This window comes from Gilliamella sp. Pas-s95 (assembly GCF_009795795.1).
In the GTDB taxonomy this organism is placed as follows: Bacteria; Pseudomonadota; Gammaproteobacteria; order Enterobacterales; family Orbaceae; genus Gilliamella; species Gilliamella bombicola.
On the sequence record NZ_WTFC01000032.1, the window covers coordinates 1 to 19,593 of the forward strand.

22 protein-coding genes and 1 riboswitch are annotated in these 19,593 nt (G+C 34.8%); of the genes, 9 read left to right on the top strand and 13 right to left on the bottom strand.

Annotation, left to right across the window (positions count from 1 at the left end; genetic code table 11):
• Nucleotides 1-539: 539 nt before the first annotated feature.
• From GQ598_RS08805 to coaA, 5 genes are all read right to left on the bottom strand, one after another.
• Nucleotides 540-1,220 carry a 7-cyano-7-deazaguanine/7-aminomethyl-7-deazaguanine transporter gene (locus GQ598_RS08805; protein ID WP_091345884.1) on the bottom strand — a complete coding sequence of 227 codons (681 nt, stop codon included), beginning with the start codon at nt 1,218-1,220 and terminating at the stop codon, nt 540-542.
• A 46-nt stretch (nt 1,221-1,266) separates the two neighbouring features.
• Complete coding sequence (gene queC / locus GQ598_RS08810; protein WP_160403762.1) at nt 1,267-1,923, bottom strand: 7-cyano-7-deazaguanine synthase QueC; 657 nt, start codon at nt 1,921-1,923, stop codon at nt 1,267-1,269.
• 29 nt (nt 1,924-1,952) lie between these two features.
• Nucleotides 1,953-2,426, bottom strand: coding sequence for a preQ(1) synthase (gene queF, locus GQ598_RS08815; RefSeq protein WP_085246647.1), 474 nt, complete (start codon nt 2,424-2,426; stop codon nt 1,953-1,955).
• 3 nt (nt 2,427-2,429) lie between these two features.
• A riboswitch (PreQ1 riboswitch) is annotated at nt 2,430-2,474 on the bottom strand.
• A 156-nt stretch (nt 2,475-2,630) separates the two neighbouring features.
• Nucleotides 2,631-3,059, bottom strand: a complete 429-nt coding sequence (locus GQ598_RS08820) for a DUF1090 domain-containing protein (RefSeq protein WP_160403765.1) — start codon at nt 3,057-3,059, stop codon at nt 2,631-2,633.
• A 19-nt stretch (nt 3,060-3,078) separates the two neighbouring features.
• The gene (gene coaA, locus GQ598_RS08825; RefSeq protein WP_160403767.1) at nt 3,079-4,014 is read right to left on the bottom strand and encodes a type I pantothenate kinase; all 936 of its coding nucleotides are present in this window, start codon (nt 4,012-4,014) and stop codon (nt 3,079-3,081) included.
• Nucleotides 4,015-4,184: 170 nt separating this feature from the next.
• On the opposite strand from coaA, the gene yihI reads away from it, so the two are divergent.
• The 3 genes from yihI to GQ598_RS08840 all read left to right on the top strand — a co-directional run bounded on the left by yihI (nt 4,185) and on the right by GQ598_RS08840 (nt 7,377).
• Nucleotides 4,185-4,676 (top strand): Der GTPase-activating protein YihI, encoded by a 492-nt coding sequence (yihI, locus tag GQ598_RS08830; RefSeq protein WP_160403769.1) that lies wholly within the window; start codon nt 4,185-4,187, stop codon nt 4,674-4,676.
• 324 nt (nt 4,677-5,000) lie between these two features.
• Nucleotides 5,001-6,371: an oxygen-independent coproporphyrinogen III oxidase gene (hemN, locus tag GQ598_RS08835; protein WP_160403771.1), complete on the top strand. Its 1,371-nt coding sequence runs from the start codon at nt 5,001-5,003 to the stop codon at nt 6,369-6,371.
• Between the two features lie 196 nt (nt 6,372-6,567).
• Nucleotides 6,568-7,377 (top strand): hypothetical protein, encoded by an 810-nt coding sequence (locus tag GQ598_RS08840; protein ID WP_160403773.1) that lies wholly within the window; start codon nt 6,568-6,570, stop codon nt 7,375-7,377.
• Between the two features lie 149 nt (nt 7,378-7,526).
• Here the strand turns inward: GQ598_RS08840 and rsmC are convergent, their stop codons facing one another.
• The gene (rsmC, locus tag GQ598_RS08845) at nt 7,527-8,567 is read right to left on the bottom strand and encodes a 16S rRNA (guanine(1207)-N(2))-methyltransferase RsmC (RefSeq protein ID WP_160403774.1); all 1,041 of its coding nucleotides are present in this window, start codon (nt 8,565-8,567) and stop codon (nt 7,527-7,529) included.
• 88 nt (nt 8,568-8,655) lie between these two features.
• On the opposite strand from rsmC, the gene GQ598_RS08850 reads away from it, so the two are divergent.
• The 6 genes from GQ598_RS08850 (at nt 8,656) to cyaY (ending at nt 11,971) form a co-directional block, all read left to right on the top strand.
• Entirely contained in the window at nt 8,656-9,063 is a 408-nt protein-coding gene (locus GQ598_RS08850) for a DNA polymerase III subunit psi (protein ID WP_160403776.1), read from the top strand.
• The gene (rimI, locus tag GQ598_RS08855; protein ID WP_160403778.1) at nt 9,032-9,493 is read left to right on the top strand and encodes a ribosomal protein S18-alanine N-acetyltransferase; all 462 of its coding nucleotides are present in this window, start codon (nt 9,032-9,034) and stop codon (nt 9,491-9,493) included. Before GQ598_RS08850 ends, rimI begins: the two co-directional genes overlap by 32 nt.
• A gap of 34 nt (nt 9,494-9,527) precedes the next feature.
• The gene (locus GQ598_RS08860) at nt 9,528-10,163 is read left to right on the top strand and encodes a thiamine diphosphokinase (RefSeq protein ID WP_160403780.1); all 636 of its coding nucleotides are present in this window, start codon (nt 9,528-9,530) and stop codon (nt 10,161-10,163) included.
• A 79-nt stretch (nt 10,164-10,242) separates the two neighbouring features.
• Entirely contained in the window at nt 10,243-11,046 is an 804-nt protein-coding gene (locus GQ598_RS08865; protein ID WP_160403782.1) for a hypothetical protein, read from the top strand.
• Entirely contained in the window at nt 11,047-11,556 is a 510-nt protein-coding gene (locus tag GQ598_RS08870; RefSeq protein WP_160403784.1) for a surface-adhesin E family protein, read from the top strand.
• 103 nt (nt 11,557-11,659) lie between these two features.
• Nucleotides 11,660-11,971 (top strand): iron donor protein CyaY, encoded by a 312-nt coding sequence (gene cyaY / locus GQ598_RS08875; RefSeq protein WP_160403786.1) that lies wholly within the window; start codon nt 11,660-11,662, stop codon nt 11,969-11,971.
• Nucleotides 11,972-12,052: 81 nt separating this feature from the next.
• Here the strand turns inward: cyaY and uvrD are convergent, their stop codons facing one another.
• From uvrD to GQ598_RS08910, 7 genes are all read right to left on the bottom strand, one after another.
• Nucleotides 12,053-14,251, bottom strand: a complete 2,199-nt coding sequence (gene uvrD, locus GQ598_RS08880) for a DNA helicase II (protein WP_160403788.1) — start codon at nt 14,249-14,251, stop codon at nt 12,053-12,055.
• Between the two features lie 222 nt (nt 14,252-14,473).
• Complete coding sequence (gene yigB / locus GQ598_RS08885; protein ID WP_160403790.1) at nt 14,474-15,187, bottom strand: 5-amino-6-(5-phospho-D-ribitylamino)uracil phosphatase YigB; 714 nt, start codon at nt 15,185-15,187, stop codon at nt 14,474-14,476.
• Nucleotides 15,188-15,189: 2 nt separating this feature from the next.
• Nucleotides 15,190-16,110: a tyrosine recombinase XerC gene (xerC, locus tag GQ598_RS08890; protein WP_160403792.1), complete on the bottom strand. Its 921-nt coding sequence runs from the start codon at nt 16,108-16,110 to the stop codon at nt 15,190-15,192.
• A 9-nt stretch (nt 16,111-16,119) separates the two neighbouring features.
• Nucleotides 16,120-16,854 carry a DUF484 family protein gene (locus GQ598_RS08895; RefSeq protein ID WP_160403794.1) on the bottom strand — a complete coding sequence of 245 codons (735 nt, stop codon included), beginning with the start codon at nt 16,852-16,854 and terminating at the stop codon, nt 16,120-16,122.
• A gap of 169 nt (nt 16,855-17,023) precedes the next feature.
• The gene (gene dapF / locus GQ598_RS08900) at nt 17,024-17,848 is read right to left on the bottom strand and encodes a diaminopimelate epimerase (protein ID WP_091345918.1); all 825 of its coding nucleotides are present in this window, start codon (nt 17,846-17,848) and stop codon (nt 17,024-17,026) included.
• Nucleotides 17,849-17,979: 131 nt separating this feature from the next.
• Nucleotides 17,980-19,233 carry a diaminopimelate decarboxylase gene (gene lysA / locus GQ598_RS08905; protein WP_160403795.1) on the bottom strand — a complete coding sequence of 418 codons (1,254 nt, stop codon included), beginning with the start codon at nt 19,231-19,233 and terminating at the stop codon, nt 17,980-17,982.
• 12 nt (nt 19,234-19,245) lie between these two features.
• Nucleotides 19,246-19,413 (bottom strand): lipoprotein, encoded by a 168-nt coding sequence (locus tag GQ598_RS08910; RefSeq protein ID WP_160403798.1) that lies wholly within the window; start codon nt 19,411-19,413, stop codon nt 19,246-19,248.
• Between the last annotated feature and the right edge of the window lie 180 nt (nt 19,414-19,593).

Here is a 19,593-nt window from a genome sequence, read left to right on the forward strand (position 1 = left end):
CGCCAAACATCCCTGTTTGGCGTGCTAACCTCGCTCTGTTGTCGGCACATTCTGACGCCGGAATAAGACAAATAACATAACCATCTTTTTTGGAATGTGTTGTTGTGTTTTTATTAGGCGGTTTTTGTTAAAAAACAGCCAGAAAAAAACTTCAATAAAATCAATACGTTTTCTGACCGATTTTTGGCGGAAAATCAGGCCTTTTTTGTGTTGGTGGTTGGAGTGAATTAGGTACAGAATATGACCTATGCCTACGCACTCTTCCTTTAAGGCCATCTTTGCTTTGCTGAGATGTTCAAATTTGTTCCAGACAAATTTGTGTTCCCTATTCGGCGCATTCAGATACCAGATAAAGGGCTATCTTGACCTTTGAGTGTTGTGAAATATTAGTGTGTTTTTTTATAATAATAGTTGAGATAGAGCATTAAAAAACAATTGATTATGGAGAGTGATTTTTTAGTATTAAACATAAAACTCACCAAAATAATAATGAGCTTTATGTTTGTTAAGGTGAGACAATAAATTTTAGAGTTTAATGATCAATTATTTTTAGGCGCTGAGACTAATTTTTTTAGGATAAAATTTAAAATCATTCCGTAAAGTGGCAAAAAGAATAGCCCACAAATTAGAATTTTAAAACTATAGTCCATTAACGAAATTTCGGTCCAATGATTTGCCATAAATTCATCGCTACTTTGATAAAATGCGATAGCAAAAAAGACAATAGTATCAATACCATTACCAAAGATTGCTGATGCAGTTGGTGCCACCCACCATGATTTATTTTTTCTTAAATAGTTAAAAACAGTGATATCCATCAATTGCCCAACTAAATAAGCTGCAAAACTGGCTAGCGCTATTCGAAATACAAAGCTATTAAATTCGGTCAATGCCGAAAAGCCAACCCAATGTGTCTCAAAAAATAGCACCGAAATAAGGTATGAAAATAGCAATGCGGGGATCATCACCACAAAAATGATCTTTCTTGCCAAACTTGCACCATAAATTCGAATGGTTAAATCGGTGGTTAAAAAGATAAATGGAAAAGTGAAAGCCCCCCATGTGGTGTGAAAACCAAAAATATCAAATGGGATTTGGACTAAATAATTGCTTGAAGCAATAACTAAAATATGAAAAAAAGCCAACCAGTAAAGCGCTTTTTGCTGTTGCCCACGGGTAAAGTTTTTTTCTATCGATTCGAAATGATTCTGTAAGTACATCTTTTTTCCTTTTTAATGGGGTGAGAGAACCCAGTTATTAATAAATCTATCTAGCCTTAGCCATATATTCTTGCAAGCCCTTATCGCGCAGCAAACAACTAGGACACTTGCCACATCCCCCATCAACCCCGTAATAACAGGTGTGGGTATGTTGTTGGACATAATCAAGATAACCCAGTTTATCGGCCATTTCCCACGTTTGTGCTTTAGTTAAATACATCAGTGGTGTAATAAGGTTAAACGCATAGTCCATGGCTAAATTCATCGATACATTCATTGATTTAATAAAGATATCACGACAATCTGGATAGCCACTAAAATCGGTTTCACAAACACCAATAATAATGTCAGAAATGCCCTGCTGTTTGGCATGGCAACCAGCTAAAAGTAAAAAGAGCATGTTACGCCCATCCACAAAGGTATTAGGATAATCGCCATCTTGAGCTGCTTTAATTTCTTGTGAGTCGTCGATGAGCGCATTATTTGTGGTTTGTTTGATAACTGATGTATCAATGACAGTTTGCTTAATACCTAAATCTTTAGCGATCCATTTAGCTTTTTCAAGCTCAATGGCATGACGTTGACCATAATGAAAGCTGATTGTCTGAACGTTTTCACGTCCATAATCGGCAATGGCTTGCAGTAAGCAGGTAGTTGAGTCTTGCCCGCCAGAAAATATAACGAGTGCTTTACGAGTCTGCATTAGAAGTTCCTGTTTGGATGGATTATAAATTAGCGATTATCCACTTTTTCTGGATACATATCGTGATTAGCTAATCGATTAGCTGCAACTTGCTGCCAATGAGTACCTGATTTGCCATAGTTGGCGTAAGGATCAATCGAAATGCCACCGCGTGGTGTAAATTTGCCCCAAACTTCAATATATTTAGGGTCCATTAATTTAATTAGATCTTTCATGATGATATTAATGCAATCTTCGTGATAATCACCATGATTACGAAAGCTAAATAGGTAGAGTTTTAGCGATTTACTTTCGACCATTTTAATATTGGGTACATACGAAATATAAATCGTCGCAAAATCAGGCTGACCAGTGATAGGGCAAAGGCTAGTAAATTCTGGGCAATTAAATTTAACAAAATAGTCGTTATTCGGATGTTTATTATCGAACGTTTCGAGTATTTCAGGACAATAGGTTGTAGGATAGCGAACAGACTGATCGCCTAGTAGTGTAATTTTATTCATGATGTTTCCTTAGTTTTTTAGCGTGGGAGGTTTACGAACCACGTAACAAGCCGCACACCATACTCTTTTTAAATATAAAAGTCTAGTGTGGTAAAGAATACAAAATATCAAACTAACACCATCAACAATAACCATTGATAGTGTTAATGATAAAAACACGGTGGAAAAGCAAGCAAAGTGGGTAAATAATCTATCTGTTACTGCTTATCTTAATTTTAATTCTTGATAAAATTTAGCTAATTCAGCTTTAGCTTCATTGAGTTCTTTTTCCGCATCGGCTAATTTGACTTGTTGTTTGGCAATTTTGTGCTCATCACCTTTTGTTTTTGCCTGATTCAATTCTTGGGTTCTTTCAACAACTTTATCTGTCTTTTCTTGAATTTTTTTATTATATTTTTCTTCTAACTCATCATTTGAACAATAATTATTGACATCATGTAATGCCTTTTCAAGCCCTTGAACTTGGTGAGAATTATTATTTTTTTTGGCATAATCAATCTGTGTTTCAATAGTTTGTTTTTTGCTTTCACACGTTAATCCTTCAGAATGTTCTGAAGCATAAGCACCAAGCGAAAATAAACTTGCCAAAGTAATAATGGTTACTTTAGTTATTACTTGAATTACTGATTTCATATCAATTCCCCCTCTTACCCTATTTTCTTAATTGAACCAAATCAACTTTGTGATCTTTACCTTTAGTCAGGATTAAACTCGCCCTTTCCTTTGTAGGTAAGATGTTTTCAACCAAATTTAACTCATTAATTTCACGCCAAAGGCGATTAGCAATGTTGACAGCCTCTTGTTCTGGCAGTTTTGAGTAGTGGTTAAAGTAAGAATTGGGATCACTAAATGCACCAGCTCTAAATTTTAAAAACCGGTTCACATACCAATCATGTAGTAACGAAACCTCGGCATCAACATAAATGGAGAAATCGACATAATCAGAGACAAAAACACGGTTATTTGCTTGCGGATAATTCAAGGTGCTTTGTAGTACATTTAATCCTTCAAGAATCAAAATATCTGGACTATCAATCACCATTTCTTCACCTTCGACAATATCATAAACCAGATGGGAATACACCGGTGCTTTAACGTTTGCTTGTCCTGACTTTATATCTGCAACAAAATTGATTAGTTTTTTAATATCATATGATTGTGGAAAGCCTTTTTTGTTCATTATTCCACGCTCTTCAAGGCATTTATTGGGGTATAAAAATCCATCGGTTGTCACTAAAGCTACTTTACGATGCTCTGGCCAACGCGTTAACAATGCCTGCAATACCCTTGCAGTTGTGCTTTTGCCTACAGCAACGCTACCGGCAATACCAATGATATAAGGGATTTTGTGACTTTTGCCTAAAAACTTAGACAGTACCGCCTGCCGGCTAAAGCTGTTACTAATATAATAATTAAGTAATCTTGATAAAGGTAAATAGATGTCACTGACTTCATCCATAGATAAGTCTTCATTAATGCCTTGTAAAGAAGTTAACTCGTCAGGGGTTAACGTCATCGGTACTGCGTTACGCAAACTTGCCCATTCTTGACGATTAAATTGCATATAAGGGCTCAAATGATTTTTCATTTTATTTTGTTCTCTAATTCAATCTGACAAATTTATTGGGCTCAGATTATACATAAATCTCTTTTTTTACAATCTTAAATTAGCATGACTGCTTCATCATAGCTATATTTAAGACTTACTGATAAAATACGCTAGTTAAATGATTAACCCTAATATTAAACAGAGATTGTATGTTAAAAAATAAATCGAAACAAAAAACTAAAAAAAGCCGTCAAGAGATTAATGAAGAGTCTCGTGAGCTAAAGCGCAAACGTAAGCACAAAGGCTTACCAAGTGGCTCTCGCTTTAATAATCAAGATGATAACAAAAATAAAAATTCGACAAACAAAAGCAAAGATCCACGCATTGGCAGTAAAAAACCGATTTCATTAGTTGTTGAAAGTGCTAGCAATGCAATAAAACCGGTTAAACAACCGAAACCGGCTAAAACAGTTTTATCGCCACAACAAGAATTAGAACAATTAGAAAACGATCCAAAATTAGATATGTTACTGGATTTAGTCGAGCAAGATGCCAAACTCACTAAAGATCAACAAATTTATCTTGATAGCAAATTAAATCGTATTGATGAGTTGATGCAAGAGCTTGGTTATACTGATGATGATTTTGAAGATGAAGACGAAAAGAAAGAAGATATTGTTAGTTTATTAAAACGAAACTAATAAGAGATAACTGTCATTAGTACTTATTAGTATCTTCTCAATGTAAGCAGAAATAAGATCCTAGTCATTTAATTTCTGCTCATAATTTAAAATTAGAAACTATATTTTTTATACAATCCATTGATAACTTAAAAAGCGAGCGAATCATAATGCCAATATTAATTATGTTAAGTTTATATTTTGGGTTATTAATCTGCACATTGTTATATTTAAATAAAACCAATCGAATCAAAATTAAAACAAAAATTAGAAACCAACAAAAACAACAATTAAAAATTCACAAAAATAACAACATTAAACACAGCTCTAAACGGAAGCAACAGCATGACTAATATGCAATTATGGGATCAGGCGTTAATTGAAAAATATAACTATTCTGGTCCAAGATATACCTCTTATCCTACTGCACTTGAATTTAATGAAAACTTTAATGAGCAGGATTTTTTATCGGCAGCAGCACGTTACCCGACAAAGCCATTATCGCTTTATGTGCATATTCCGTTTTGCCATAAACTTTGTTATTTTTGTGGTTGTAATAAGCTTATTACTCGCCAAACGCAAAAAGTTACCAAATATTTAGATGTTTTAGATATTGAAATTGCCGAACGTGCCAAATTGTTTAACAATAGAACAGTAACCCAAATGCACTGGGGTGGCGGTACACCAACTTTTTTAACTGATGATGAAATCACTCGACTTATAACTTCGCTAAAAAAGCATTTCAATTTTGCCGATAACGCTGAACTTTCCATCGAAATCGATCCGCGAGAAATTACCCCACAAACTATTGATCATTTAGCTCACGTTGGGTTTAATCGATTAAGCATGGGAATTCAAGATTTTAATCATGAAATTCAAAATCTGATTAATCGCGAACAAGATGAAAACTTAATCCGATCACTGATTGCTCAAGCGCGTAAAAATCATTTTCATTCAATTAGTCTAGATCTCATTTATGGCTTACCCAAACAAACAGTTACTAGTTTTACCGAAACGCTCAATAAAGTAATTGATATTTCGCCCGATCGTTTAAGTGTATTTAATTATGCCCACTTGCCTAGCCGTTTTGCAGCACAGCGTAAAATTAAAGATGCTGATTTACCTAATGCTAATCAAAAATTACAGATTTTACACACAAGTATTCAAAAACTAACCGAAGCAGGATATCAATTTATCGGCATGGATCATTTTGCCAAACCTACTGATGAATTAGCAATTGCCCAACAAGAAAATCAATTGCACCGTAATTTTCAGGGTTACACAACGCAAGGAGATGCAGATTTACTTGGGCTGGGTGTGTCAGCCATTAGTATGTTAGGTGATAGTTATGCGCAAAACCAAAAAGATCTTAGAGCTTATCAAAGTCAAGTTGAACAAAACGGTCATGGATTATGGAAAGGATTCACCTTAAATCGTGATGATATTATTCGTCGTGATGTAATCAAGCAACTCATTTGCCACTTTTATTTAGATAAAAAAGCAATAGAAGAACAATTTCATATCCAGTTCGATAACTATTTTGCTGAGGATTTAAAACTACTCGCTCCATTGCAACAAGATGGGTTAGTTACAGTAAATGACAAGATAATTAAAGTTCAACCTAAAGGGCATTTACTGATACGCAATATTTGTATGTGCTTTGATATTTATATGCGAAAAATGGCACGACAACAGCAGTTTTCTAGGGTTATTTAATTTGAAGTCGTTTTCCAAATTACTGTAAACAACGCTAGTGATTCCTACAAAATAAATATTATGATAAAATTTAGTCGAATTTAATAAAAAAAATAATAAATTATTTATTTTATTGTGATAAAAACTTAGCTTTTAAATTCACAATTTTAGCCTTTAGACATGAAATTTTTATTTTAATAAGGAGTATATTTATAAAATGGGATTGATGAATAAATTAGTAGAAGTATTTCCAACTCGCCCTTTAAAAGTTATGAAACTAAAGCAAGAAGGCTCATTTCATCAAATAAGAAGATTACTTGCGGCAATAATTCTCTTTGTGTTAGCTATATTTCTTGGCATAAGAAATTATCCTGGATTAATTGATGATTATAAAATATCACGGAATCCAGTTGTGGTTAACTATGATGTAGAAGGAACATGTCGTGCAAAACGTGCGGTTGATAACTGTTCAGTGAAAATTACCACTGATACAGGACAAGTTATTAAGCGTGATTATACTTTCATTGGAGGGAAAAAAGGAAATTATCAAGTTGTAACTATAGCTTCTGCCGATGATCCATCACTCGTAACAATCGACTTAGCTATTGAGAATATGCGAACTGTATTTGTGGCTACAACTGGTCTTATTATTGCTTTGTTGTTTGTTGCATGGATGAGTTTAGGATGTTTCTTAAGAACACATAGAATGATAAAAGTTATCAATGAAATTAACGGACAAAAATTAACCCCTGTTATTGTGCCGATTAAATTAGTCACTTATGGTAAAACAATAACAGCTTTATATCGTGCAAACAATGCGCAAGGAGTAAGCGCTAAATATGCAGCCAATTTTAATAAAGGCTCAAACGGTGGACCAGTCATTATAGGCGATATGACTAGAAATAAATGTAATGCTTTGGCCGTAGTCGGAGAAAACAACTCGGTTCCTATTCTTCTTGATCAAAATTTTACGCGCTGTGATTTTACCTATAACGAAATGCAGGCATTAAAAGAAGCTCTCTCTTAATTGAGATATGATATCAATAATAGTGAAATCAGTTTAATTTTTAATATTTAAATTTTATACATAGGGCGATAACATCGCCCTATTTTTTTAAACTTGTGATATGTATTGCAACTTATTATTTTTTAAATAAAATAAATAAACTGCGCTTATTAATGACTTGCTAGATAAACCTTAAATTTTGTCGTTTGGGCAATCACTTCAACGCTTTTAAATGTTTCATCTAAAATGGTTTGATACGGTAAAAATGAATTTGCCACAATGCACAAATAACCATTTAATTTTAGGTGTTTTTTCGCCTCTTTAATTAGCGCATTAACGGCTGTGTAATTTGTCTCTTTGCCATCATGAAAAGGTGGATTAGAAACAATTAAATGATATTTATCATTCAGATTAGAAAAAACATCACTCGCCACAACGGTTGCATTCACGTTGTTACTGTTTAATGTTGCTTTACTTGATTCAATTGCTGCACTGCTTACATCGGATAACGTTAGTGTAATATCAGGGTGTAATTTACCTAGCACCGTGGATAAGATGCCCGAACCACATCCCACATCTAATACATTACCTTTAATAATATCAGTACGATCCATTAATGCATTTAAGAGTAATTCACTGCCAGCATCTAACCCTTTTTGACTAAACACACCGGGTAAACTTTTGATTTCAATATTCTGATTTTCAATAGTTAAATGATAACTTAACCACCACTCATCAAGATCAAAGGCCAAACGGCTATCCGCCTGAAAGTGGTATAAACCACAACGCCTTGCACTGTCGATTTTTTGAATTGTACCAAAATCACTCAATAACGCTTCCACGCTTTTTACACCTGTTCTATTTTCACCAATGATAAAAATATCACTGCCTTTTGGCATATTGTGCAATAAATAAGAAAGTTGAAATTGTGCTTCGCTTTTCGTTTTTGGCCAATAGTAAATTAGCGTATCCATGCCAACATAAAGTTCTGCTTCTGGCAATAATGAAAAATAAGTATTCTTGCCACGGGCACTATTTTTTAAACGCAAATAAGTATGAAATTGTGTGCAATGAATCTTAATTTGATTTGCCGACATAATAGCCGGATAGCTATCTTGAATATCACCAGCTATAATCACATTTTTATCGTTAAAAAATGTTTGATGACGTTCAAGCACTTGACTTGCTGGAGTAAAAGCAGATGTTGCCATATTTCCTCAATGAAAAACCTTTATAATTTGATGCGTTGATTATACAATTAACTATCTTTAATCTCTAATAAAAAACAGCAAGTCAATAATGACACAACAAGATTGGTATTTAAAACAGTGCAATATAACGCAATATGTTTTGCGTAACTCGAATGTCTTTAAAGGCGAAATCGCACCTAATATCAGTGATAAGGTCCGTTTAATTGTCGTTGCCAAGCAGCAACCTACCCAAAAAATCTATTTAGATATATTAAATGCGATTAGCCTTACTCAAGATCAGGTGTTAGTATTAACACCATCCCAACTCATTGTACCAGCAAATGATATTAAGACTGTGATTTGGTTTATTGATGTTAAGCCCGAAGAGTCTTGGCAAAACCCATTAACCATTCAAACCGCTAGCTTAGATCAGCTTGCCAAAACTCCACAACAAAAACGCCTACTGTGGCAACAATTATGTCAATATGAAAACTATTTCCACCCTGACCGAACATGATTTAACAAAAGCCTTTGAATTAGAACTGATCTGTCATGCTATTCCTTGGTCAAAACAGACATTCTTTTCAAACCAAGGCGATCGTTACTTAAATTTTAAAATAACGATTGATAACCAAATAGCAGGATTTTGTATCTGCCAACAAGTCGCCGATGAAGCTAATTTATTTAATATTGCAATACATCCCGATTTTAGAAAACAGGGACTAGCAAAGGCTTTGCTCAATCATTTAATAGACACGTTAATAACTATAAAATCGCCTTGTCCGATTTCGACGCTTTGGCTTGAAGTGCGACAATCAAATAGCCCTGCAATCAAGCTATACCAAACGCTGGGGTTTAACCAAATAACTGTTCGTAAAAACTATTACCCAACAGCTGATGGTAAACAAGAAGATGCAATCATAATGGCTTATACATTAGCTTTGTGATAAACCAATAAGATAAGCAAAAAGGAAAAGTGTAATGTCGAAAAATAGTGCCTTACTCTTTGTTAACGGTGAACCACCACAACACAACGTTTACCATTTAGATAATTATAGCTACATTGCTTGCACTGATGGTGCTTACCATAATTATCTGTCGACATTAACAATTGAACCTGATTTTATTATTGGAGATTTAGACAGTTACCATGCTAACAAAACAATTCCACCTAAAACCCAAGTTATTCACACGCCCGACCAAAATAAGACTGATTTTGAAAAAGCTATTTTATTTTTAGCTAGTAAAGGGGTGACAAAATTTGATGTTTATGGTGCTTGTGGTCGTGCTAGCGATCACTTTTTGGGAAATCTTTCTGTCGCAATGCAATATTATCATCAATATCAAATCACATTTTATGATAACTATTGCTATTTCTTTTTTGCCAAGTATGATCAAGAAATCATCAATGTAAAAGATCATATTATTTCACTAATGCCACTTTCTAAAGTAACGGGCTTAACCATCACTGGCTTTCAGTACCCTTTGATTGACCAGACGCTATCTTTAGGTGGACAGGTTAGTTTACGAAATAAAGCGATCAACAATTTAGTTCAAATATCTTTTAAGGAGGGACACCTAATGGTTTTTATTGAAAATTTACATAATGTTAATTAACATTGACATTAACATTTACATTACTTTACAATAGTTCACCAAAATAATAAGCATAATTACTGGTCAAAGGATACACGCCATGCTTTTAAAAAAAATTTCTGTCCTTATTTGTGCCTCATTTGTTTCCTGTATGTCTTTTGCACAAATGAATGACGCACAAAGCGAAACAGATAACGTAATCGATACATTTTTTCAATGTGATAATCAGTTTTACGAACAACTTGCCAAACATCAAGAATCAATAAGTCAATACGTTGATTTGGCAACTACACCCGATAATGTAACTTATATCCCTGTTGAATCTATTCAAGAGAACGATAAAAATAAAGTTCTATTTAAAAAACCATTGGAGTATCGAGGTTTAAAAATTACTGGCTATCAAAGCATCTATATTCCCACCACCTTGTCTGGTCAATATTTGTACTGGGGATTTATTTTTGATAACAAAGAAGACGAAATTAAAAACGCTTTAAATAACATTAACTGGTTGCCATACAACACTAATGTTTATATCGCAAATGCTAAAATTTATGATCTCAACGCAAAATTAACCGAATGGCAAGATGACCTTTATGCCATTGATGGTGTTGCACCAAGATTTGGTACCATTAATAAAGCACTTTATTTAGAAGACATTACCGATAAGCAAAGTAGTGTTTTTTGCTCTATCCAAGGTGATTTAAAAAAAGAAATTCTGATCGAGGCCCGTCCAGATCTAAAACCAATCATCGAAAAACAAGAAGCTGAACAACAAGAACGTATTAAAGCATATAAAGAGAAGAAGCAAAAAGAAGAGGCAGAAAAAGAAAAGTTACAGCAACAACAATCCCAACCACAAACTAATACGACAGAAACTACGTCAAAAGATGGAGATAATATTTAAATGAAAAAGCTCAGTTTATTCTTAATTCTCTTTTCTTTTGTAACATTTGCTCATGCAGTTGAAGAAAAAGCCGACACCGAAGCTAAAACAAATACAGCGGCTGAAAGTTTGAAAGATCCTAGAGTAGGTAAGCAATTTATTCCTACCTCTAAATCTAACGAAGATAATATCATTGGTTATTCATTTTTAGATAGACAATCAATCAAACCGCATCCTTTCAATGAACGAATTCGTGTATTTAGTGAAGTAACTAATTACAGTCCTGAATTAGTACAAAAAAATGATGATGGTACTGAAACACCATATAATTCCATCAAAATTGATTATTATGCCAATTGTGACAAAATGGAGTTAGCAAAAGGTAAACTAAGAACAATCAAAAATAACTTTGGTGATGGCGAATTAGTTAACACCCTTGAAATACCAAACCGCTGGGTAGCGATAACTCAAGATAACGAACAATATAAGTTACTTGTTATTGCTTGTTCTTTACCGCTTGCTAATAAATAATTATTAGATCCACACCCTATTTTACTCTTGCCACCTTGCTGTGGCAGAGTATATCCATTTATGCTACTATCGCTCTATTATTTATTTTAATGATGATACCTTTATGAATATCACACAATTCCATACGCTTGCTGATCAGTTATTTAATAAAATCGAACTGTTTTTGGATGATTACGCAGATGAACATGACATCGATTTAGACTATGAAACCAATGGTAATGTTATTACAGTTAGTTTTCCCAACGGTAGTAAAATCATTGTTAATACTCAAGAGCCACTTTTGCAGGTTTGGCTAGCCACACGAAAACAAGGTTATCATTTTGACTATGTTAATGATAATTGGATCTGTAATCGAACTAACGAATCATTTGACCGAATTTTTTCTGAATCAGTAGTAGAGCAATCAGCTCAATAGCACAAACAAAAAAAACGAGAATTAATTTAACCATTAATTCCCGTTTTAATCACATCATGATACAAACTAACCAAATAAAAGCTATAATAAAGTAAGATTTGCTAATTTAACCACTAGCCATTTAACCCCTTCATTGACAAAAGCTATTTGTGCTCGCTTATGATCACCTTCACCATCGATGCAAACAATGGTTCCTTCACCAAAACGATTATGTAACACTTTACGACCTAACTTATAACCATCATCAATTTGGCGAGCCTTTTTAGGATAAGCTTTTTTATAGTCACGATATGCGTTTCGATCAGACGATTTGATAGTACCTCGATGGCTGATCTGGTTTAATGCCTCCACCGGTAATTCGGATAAAAATCGCGAAGGTAAATTACGCTCTTCACGACCATATAGGCGCCTTATCTCGGCTAATGACAGTGTTAGGCGTTTACGTGCTCGAGTGATACCGACATATGCAAGACGCCTTTCTTCTTCCAGTTTTTCGACATCTTGTGCTGAACGCTGATCAGGGAATATGCCGTCTTCTAATCCAACGATAAACACATTATCGAACTCAAGCCCTTTAGCTGAATGTAGGGTCATCAATTGCACGGAATCTTGTTCATTAACTAAATCTCGGCTTTCTAGTGAAGTATAAGCTAAAAAAGACTCTAAAACAGTTAATGGTTTACCCGTTTTACTATCTTCAATAACGGTATTTTCAGCAGAATGGTAAAACTGTTCTGCAGCTGATACCAACTCTTCAAGATTTTCTAACCTTGATTGCCCTTTTATACCGGGTTCTTGCTCGTACATCTGCAATATGCCCGATAATTTAATAATAAGATCAAGTTGCTTGTAAATTGGTTGTGATTCTACTTTATCAAAAATAAATTCCATCAAGTCCAAAAAGCGACTCAAACCTAGACATTGTCTTTCGCTTAATGCATTGGTTTGGATTAGCGTTAAACAGGCGTCCCACAATGAAATACCATGTTGCTTGGCTACAGATCTAACTCTATCTAGCGTGATACTACCAATACCTCGTGTTGGAGTATTAATTGCTGCTTCAAACGCCATATCATTATTGTGATCATGCAATAGGCGTAAATAGGAAAGCGCTAATTTTACTTCTTGTCGTTCATAAAAACGAATAGAGCCATAAATTTGGTAAGGTAGTCCCGCTTGTAATAATGTATCTTCAAGTATACGTGATTGCATATTGCTTCGGTACAAAATAGCGCAACTTGAGTAGTTGTCGCCTTCTTGATGGCATTTTTTTATTTGATTGGCAACAAATCTTGCTTCATCAACATCATTGTAACCAACATAAAGCAAAATCTGTTCGCCATCGCCACTATCTGTCCATAAGTTTTTCCCCAATCGCTTGGTATTTTGCGCTATTAATTTATTTGCAGCGTCTAAAATATTACTCGTTGAACGATAATTTTGCTCTAATCGAATAATTTCAGTTTCAGGGTAATCATTGATAAATAATTGAAGATTATCCGCATTGGCACCGCGCCAACTATAGATAGATTGATCATCATCACCCACAATCATCACATTAGCAGTATTGCCAGTTAGCTTTTGTAACAAGCGATACTGGATCTTATTGGTATCTTGGAATTCATCAATTAAAATATTACAAAAACGATGATGACAATACCTCAAGACTTCTTCGTCTCGACAAAGTAGTTCATAAGTTCTTAGAATTAATTCTGAAAAATCAAGGTAGCCGAGTTTATCACAAATAACTTGGTAGTCATGATAAATCGTTTGCCACATGACTTGTTTAGGATCTTCAGGAACAATATCCTCTGCGCGAATGCCTTTTTCTTTTTGAGCAGAAATAAAAGCAGCACACTGTTTAGCTGACCACTGTTTTTCATCAATTTTGAGTTCACGAAAAATCCGCTTGATAAGCCGTACTTGGTCTTCGGTATCTATCAGTTGAAAATTAGGCGGCAACTTAGCCTGCTCTGAAAACATGCGTAATAACCGATGAGTCAACCCATGGAAGGTACCGACCCACATACCATTAAAATAACTTTCACCGACTAATGCTTGGATACGTTCTTGCATTTCAGCCGCAGCTTTATTGGTAAAAGTAACCGCAAAAATTGAGCCGGAAGAATATTGTTTTTCGATACAAAGCCAAGCAATCCGATGAACTAAAACCCGAGTTTTACCACTTCCTGCACCAGCAAGAACAATGGTGTATTGATTATCAGTGGTGGCAGCATTTTGTTGTTCTGCATTCAGGTCTTTTAATAATGATTTATTCATTTCCATTATACTCAAACCTATTTTAATAATAAAAAATGCTAACAAGCATTAATATTGAAAATGTTAATATTTTCATCATATTCCGAGATGTTTTTGTTGAGCGTGATCAAATAGAATATAAAGGTAATAACAAAACCATCAAGCGCAACATACCGAGCGCTTAACAAAACTTAACTTACCTTTACTTTGGTTTACTATCTATTTATGCAGATAAAGGTAAAATTATAACAGATTATCTAATTCTGGCAATTGAGTTATTTCGACGTGAGGTACACACCTTGCATCATCAAGCTGTAAAATATCACGTTCATAAATATTAATGAAACAAGCTAAAAAGCCATTATTGATGGCACCATTAACATCCGTCAATAAATTATCCCCCACATGTAAGATATGGTGCGATGGAATAGCTAATTTGTGGCAGGCCAATTCAAAAATCTCAGGAAAGGGTTTTGAACGCCCGTGTTCACCACCACGTAGTGAAAATTGGAAATAATCTCCCAGGCCAATTTGGTTAACATCAACGTTACCATTAGTGATCACAGCCAAAGGGTATTTGGTAGCTAATTTGCTTAATAATTTATGGGTTGATTCTGGAACTTGAATCTTATGTCGCCAAAAATTAAAACAAGCAATTGATTCATCGATTACATCTGCAAATTTTTGCACTGGTATGTTAGTTTTACTTAACAACGATTTGATAGTTTGAATTCGCCAAACAATCACATCGTGATAAATTTCAGGATCAGACACAAGCACAGCGTGCTTTTCAGCAAAATATTCCGATATCGTTAGCGTGCGTAATTGTTCATAACCTTGAAGCGTTTTGATCATTTCTTCTTCTGCTTTTTCAACAATCATGCTGTTATCATATAACGTATCATCAAGATCGAAAGTCAATGCTTTAATCGTATTAATAGATCGATAAAAGTTCATTATTATTTTCCTCTTTTTGCTCGTGGATGTGCTGAATCATAAACTTCTGATAGGTGTGAAAAATCCAAATGAGTATAGACTTGGGTCGTTGATAAATCAGCATGCCCTAGCAACTCTTGGACTGCACGCAAATCTCGACTTGATTCAAGCATATGTGTGGCAAATGAATGGCGTAGTTTATGAGGATGAACATGACTGCTTAAACCTTGTTTAACGCCCCACTGTGCAAATCGTTTTTCAACATTACGTGGTGAAATTCGTCTGCCTAACTTTGAAATAAACAAGGCATCGTCTTGTGGAACAAGACAATCCCTCATAGACAGCCAATGTTTAATCCATTTGATAGATTCTCGACCTAACGGCAGTTTTCGTTCTTTATTACCCTTACCCATTACGCGAATTTCGCCATCGGTAAGATTTAATTTCCGGCAATCAAGGCTAACTAATTCAGAAAGGCGCAATCCTGACCCATACATGATTTCAAGCATTGCTCTATCACGGACTGAAAGCGGATCGTTATAATTGATATCAAGCAACTTATTAATCTCGTCAATATCAATATTTTTAGGTAAATGCTGACCTAATTTTGGATTTAACACTCCACGAGCAGGGTTAGCTGTAAGACGCTCATTTTTTACCATCCAATCACAAAAACTACGCAAAGCCGATAGCCTTAATGATAAGCTTCTTGCTTGTAATCCTGTTTGTTTACTGCGACTAATTAACACCCTTACAGCCGATGAATCTAGATCATGCCACGTTGAAATTTCAGCCTCTTTTGCCAATGAAATAAGGGCATAAAGCTGACGTCGATAATTAATTTGGGTATTTAAACTGAGCTGCTTTTCTGACTTTAAATAATTCAAAAACTGATCAACAGGCAAAGTTAATGTAGCATTACTATTTTCGTTAGGTTGGACCATGACGTTTCCTTATCTTTTTCGCATAATCCATCGGCCAATTAAAATAGGTAAAATTTCACTCATTTTTTCAAGTAACAAAGTACCTTGTCCGGCTCGATAATGTTCTGGATTAGCGCTAGTAAACATTAACAGTCCCAAATCACCAAATTGCCCTAATAAAGATAAAGCCACCGACCCAACATAGCCATGCTCAGGTAATAAAAAATCAAGCTCAGTTGAATTTAGTGTGCCTAAATATTGTTGACTATACTGTAAATGTCTAACACGAATAAAATCAAATTGCGATGAATTTAAAGCTAAGTAAAGATAATTTGACGGTGCATTAAGCAGCCATTTATCGTCAAAAAGATATAAATAAGCACCACTAAGCCCTAACGATTTTGCCCATGTGTTTAATAATACAATTAATTCGCTTAGATCCTGAGCTTTAATCAATTCGATTTGCAGATCCATCAGTTGGCTAAACAACAGCTCGTTAGCACTGGCATGTTCCATCAATAATGAAATTTCGCATTCTAATTGATTAATTTTGTTGCGCTGACGAGCCATGTTCCATTCAGGTAATGAAATAATCCCTCGTACAGGATGAGGTACTCGCATACTCTCAACATACCGTGCATTTCGTATAAAAAAATCAGGATTATCAATAAGATATTGACTCACAATTTCGTCATTTAATTTTACTGATGAACACTGTTGTTGAGCTTTTTTTGCTCTTAAGTTTCGTGTATTTTTACCAACCATATTAACGTCTACTGTATTATTGTGTTATGTTTCTGCTACTTTTGGGCTTTGTTTAATGCGTTGAAAACACAAATAAAAACTTCAATAAAATCAATACCTTTTCTGAACGATTTTTGCCTTGCCATTTTTTATTAACAAATGCTAACATTTATTGGTGATGATATTAAAGTTAAGTCGCAATAAAACCATCATACACATGTGTAGCCGGCCCTGTCATATAAAGTGGTTGATTGCCACCTTTCCATTCAATCAATAATTTACCTCCAGGTAAATTAACATTAACACTTTGATTTAATAACCCTTGATTGATACCAACTGCAACAGCTGCACAGGCACCTGTACCACAAGCTTGTGTTTCGCCAACTCCGCGTTCAAATACTCGTAAGTTAATATTATTGCGATCAATAATATGCATAAACCCAATATTGGCGCGTTCAGGAAAGCGTTCATGTTGTTCTAATAGTGGGCCAAGCGTTGCAACTTCTGCAGTTACAATATTATCAACTTGAATCACACAGTGAGGATTGCCCATAGATGCAACACCACATAATACGGTCTGTTCTTGAGCTCGAATGATATAGGTTTTTTCTTCTTTAATAGCCTTGAAAGGAATTTTATTCGGTTCAAAAATAGGCACTCCCATATTCACACGTACTGTATCATCGTCATTGACGGTTAAAACAATATTACCTTTCATGGTGCTGACTTTTAATACGCGTTTTCGACTCAATCCTTTTAAACGAACAAAACGCGCAAAACAACGCGCTCCATTACCACATTGCTCCACCTCAGAACCATCGGAATTAAAAATACGATAATGAAAATCACTCTCTGGCACATAAGGCGGTTCTACTATAAGGAGCTGATCAAATCCAACGCCTGTATACCTATCTGCCATTCGTTTAATCATTTCAGTCGAGAGATGAACATTTTGCGTCACTGCATCAATAACCATAAAATCATTTCCGAGTCCATGCATTTTTGAAAAGTTCATCGTTAGTTTACCTTCTACTGTAACAGGTTATTATTTATTTTCTTTTTTGTTTCTAGCTTTGAATGTTAAACAGCATCCACTTAAATCTGAAATGTGATTATCATTAAGCATTTCGATACAATTTATCCAGATTATAAAACCACTTCACCGCGCCATAAATCTTCGAAAGATTCACGCTCACGGATTAATTTATGCTGTTGTTCATCAACAAGCATTACTTCAGCAGGTCTTGGATGGCTATTGTAATTTGATGCCATACTAAAGCCATAAGCTCCAGCACTACAAATGACCAACAAATCATCCTGCTTAACCGAAAGCTTGCGCTGATAAGCCAGAACATCGCTTGATTCACATATTGGCCCAACAACATTGTATGCAAAGGATTTATCGTCTGCTTGTGGTTGTTTTTCGGGCAATATGTTCATCCAAGCATCGTAAAGCGCAGGACGAATTAGGTCATTCATCCCCGCATCAACAATTGCAAAATGATTACCATCTTGATGTTTGGTATATTCTACTTTAGTGATTAACACACCTGAATTAGCAACAATTGAGCGCCCAGGTTCAAATAAAATTTCGATATCGGGATAATTAATTAATTTATTTTTCAACTCAGTCACAAGTTGCGATGCTGTCGGAGGTTGTTCACTATCATAGCAAACACCTAAACCTCCGCCTAAATCGATATGTTCAATAATAATGTTATCTGATTGCAATTTATCTACTAAGGCAAGAATACGATCGGCAGCATCAAGAAATGGCGATAATTGAGTTAATTGTGAACCAATATGACAATCAATACCAACAATATTGATATTGGCTAATGATCGTGCCTTTCGGTAAACATCTAAAGCTAACTCATAGCTAATCCCAAATTTATTTTCGCGTAGACCGGTTGAGATATAAGGATGTGTTTTAGCATCTACATCGGGATTGATTCTTAATGAAATCGGTGCAGTTTTATTTAATCGTTTGGCAACTTCATTAATTCGATACAATTCGGCTTCAGACTCAACATTAAAGCATTTAATACCGACTTCAAGCGCACGTTCAATTTCAACGATTGATTTAGCTACGCCAGAAAAAACGATTTTTTTAGGATCAGCACCCGCTTTTAATACTCGCTCTAACTCGCCTTGTGAAACAATATCAAAACCAGCCCCCAGTTTTGCCAGTAAACTTAAGACAGCTAAATTACTATTAGCTTTAACCGCATAACAAACTAAATGCTTATTATTGATCAAAGCCTGTTCATAAGCTAAAAACTGTTTACTTATGTGATCGGCTGAATAAACATATAATGGAGTACCATACTGCTTAGCAAGATCGGCTATCGCTATTTGATTTGCAAATAAATGATCATGTTGATAAGTTAAAAAATCCATCGTTTTATTCCATTATGCAGTTTTAATCAATATATCAGATTGAATTGAGGCAGTTTTTGTTAGTTTGGTTTGTTGCGTTTGTGCCTTTTCAACTGGATGATAAAGTGGGCCCTTTAATCCACATCCCACCAATGCCAAAGTAACGAAAAAGATAGAGAGTGATTTTATAGTTAATTTCATACAACCTTCGCAATTCTTTCCATTTTTTATGATGCTATCTATATTACACGATAGCCATAACAGTGCAAAGCGCAAATAATCATGGCTAACCAAACAGATATAAAAATGGATAAACTTATAAAGTTAAAAATTTAAGATTAAAGCCATATATCAATTTGCCAAATAATAACCAATTGAGTA

What these genes read in the sequence shown, in the direction of transcription:
- hemN (WP_160403771.1), top strand. Translation starts at nt 5,001, where the DNA reads ATGACTAATATGCAATTATGGGATCAGGCGTTAATTGAAAAATATAAC.
- GQ598_RS08805 (WP_091345884.1), bottom strand. Translation starts at nt 1,220, where the DNA reads ATGTACTTACAGAATCATTTCGAATCGATAGAAAAAAACTTTACCCGT.
- GQ598_RS08910 (WP_160403798.1), bottom strand. Translation starts at nt 19,413, where the DNA reads ATGAAATTAACTATAAAATCACTCTCTATCTTTTTCGTTACTTTGGCA.
- uvrD (WP_160403788.1), bottom strand. Translation starts at nt 14,251, where the DNA reads ATGAATAAATCATTATTAAAAGACCTGAATGCAGAACAACAAAATGCT.
- GQ598_RS08895 (WP_160403794.1), bottom strand. Translation starts at nt 16,854, where the DNA reads ATGGTTGGTAAAAATACACGAAACTTAAGAGCAAAAAAAGCTCAACAA.
- rsmC (WP_160403774.1), bottom strand. Translation starts at nt 8,567, where the DNA reads ATGGCAACATCTGCTTTTACTCCAGCAAGTCAAGTGCTTGAACGTCAT.
- GQ598_RS08865 (WP_160403782.1), top strand. Translation starts at nt 10,243, where the DNA reads ATGCTTTTAAAAAAAATTTCTGTCCTTATTTGTGCCTCATTTGTTTCC.
- yihI (WP_160403769.1), top strand. Translation starts at nt 4,185, where the DNA reads ATGTTAAAAAATAAATCGAAACAAAAAACTAAAAAAAGCCGTCAAGAG.
- rimI (WP_160403778.1), top strand. Translation starts at nt 9,032, where the DNA reads ATGAAAACTATTTCCACCCTGACCGAACATGATTTAACAAAAGCCTTT.
- dapF (WP_091345918.1), bottom strand. Translation starts at nt 17,848, where the DNA reads ATGAACTTTTCAAAAATGCATGGACTCGGAAATGATTTTATGGTTATT.
- GQ598_RS08820 (WP_160403765.1), bottom strand. Translation starts at nt 3,059, where the DNA reads ATGAAATCAGTAATTCAAGTAATAACTAAAGTAACCATTATTACTTTG.
- yigB (WP_160403790.1), bottom strand. Translation starts at nt 15,187, where the DNA reads ATGAACTTTTATCGATCTATTAATACGATTAAAGCATTGACTTTCGAT.
- GQ598_RS08860 (WP_160403780.1), top strand. Translation starts at nt 9,528, where the DNA reads ATGTCGAAAAATAGTGCCTTACTCTTTGTTAACGGTGAACCACCACAA.
- queC (WP_160403762.1), bottom strand. Translation starts at nt 1,923, where the DNA reads ATGCAGACTCGTAAAGCACTCGTTATATTTTCTGGCGGGCAAGACTCA.
- cyaY (WP_160403786.1), top strand. Translation starts at nt 11,660, where the DNA reads ATGAATATCACACAATTCCATACGCTTGCTGATCAGTTATTTAATAAA.
- queF (WP_085246647.1), bottom strand. Translation starts at nt 2,426, where the DNA reads ATGAATAAAATTACACTACTAGGCGATCAGTCTGTTCGCTATCCTACA.
- GQ598_RS08870 (WP_160403784.1), top strand. Translation starts at nt 11,047, where the DNA reads ATGAAAAAGCTCAGTTTATTCTTAATTCTCTTTTCTTTTGTAACATTT.
- GQ598_RS08850 (WP_160403776.1), top strand. Translation starts at nt 8,656, where the DNA reads ATGACACAACAAGATTGGTATTTAAAACAGTGCAATATAACGCAATAT.
- coaA (WP_160403767.1), bottom strand. Translation starts at nt 4,014, where the DNA reads ATGAAAAATCATTTGAGCCCTTATATGCAATTTAATCGTCAAGAATGG.
- lysA (WP_160403795.1), bottom strand. Translation starts at nt 19,233, where the DNA reads ATGGATTTTTTAACTTATCAACATGATCATTTATTTGCAAATCAAATA.
- xerC (WP_160403792.1), bottom strand. Translation starts at nt 16,110, where the DNA reads ATGGTCCAACCTAACGAAAATAGTAATGCTACATTAACTTTGCCTGTT.
- GQ598_RS08840 (WP_160403773.1), top strand. Translation starts at nt 6,568, where the DNA reads ATGGGATTGATGAATAAATTAGTAGAAGTATTTCCAACTCGCCCTTTA.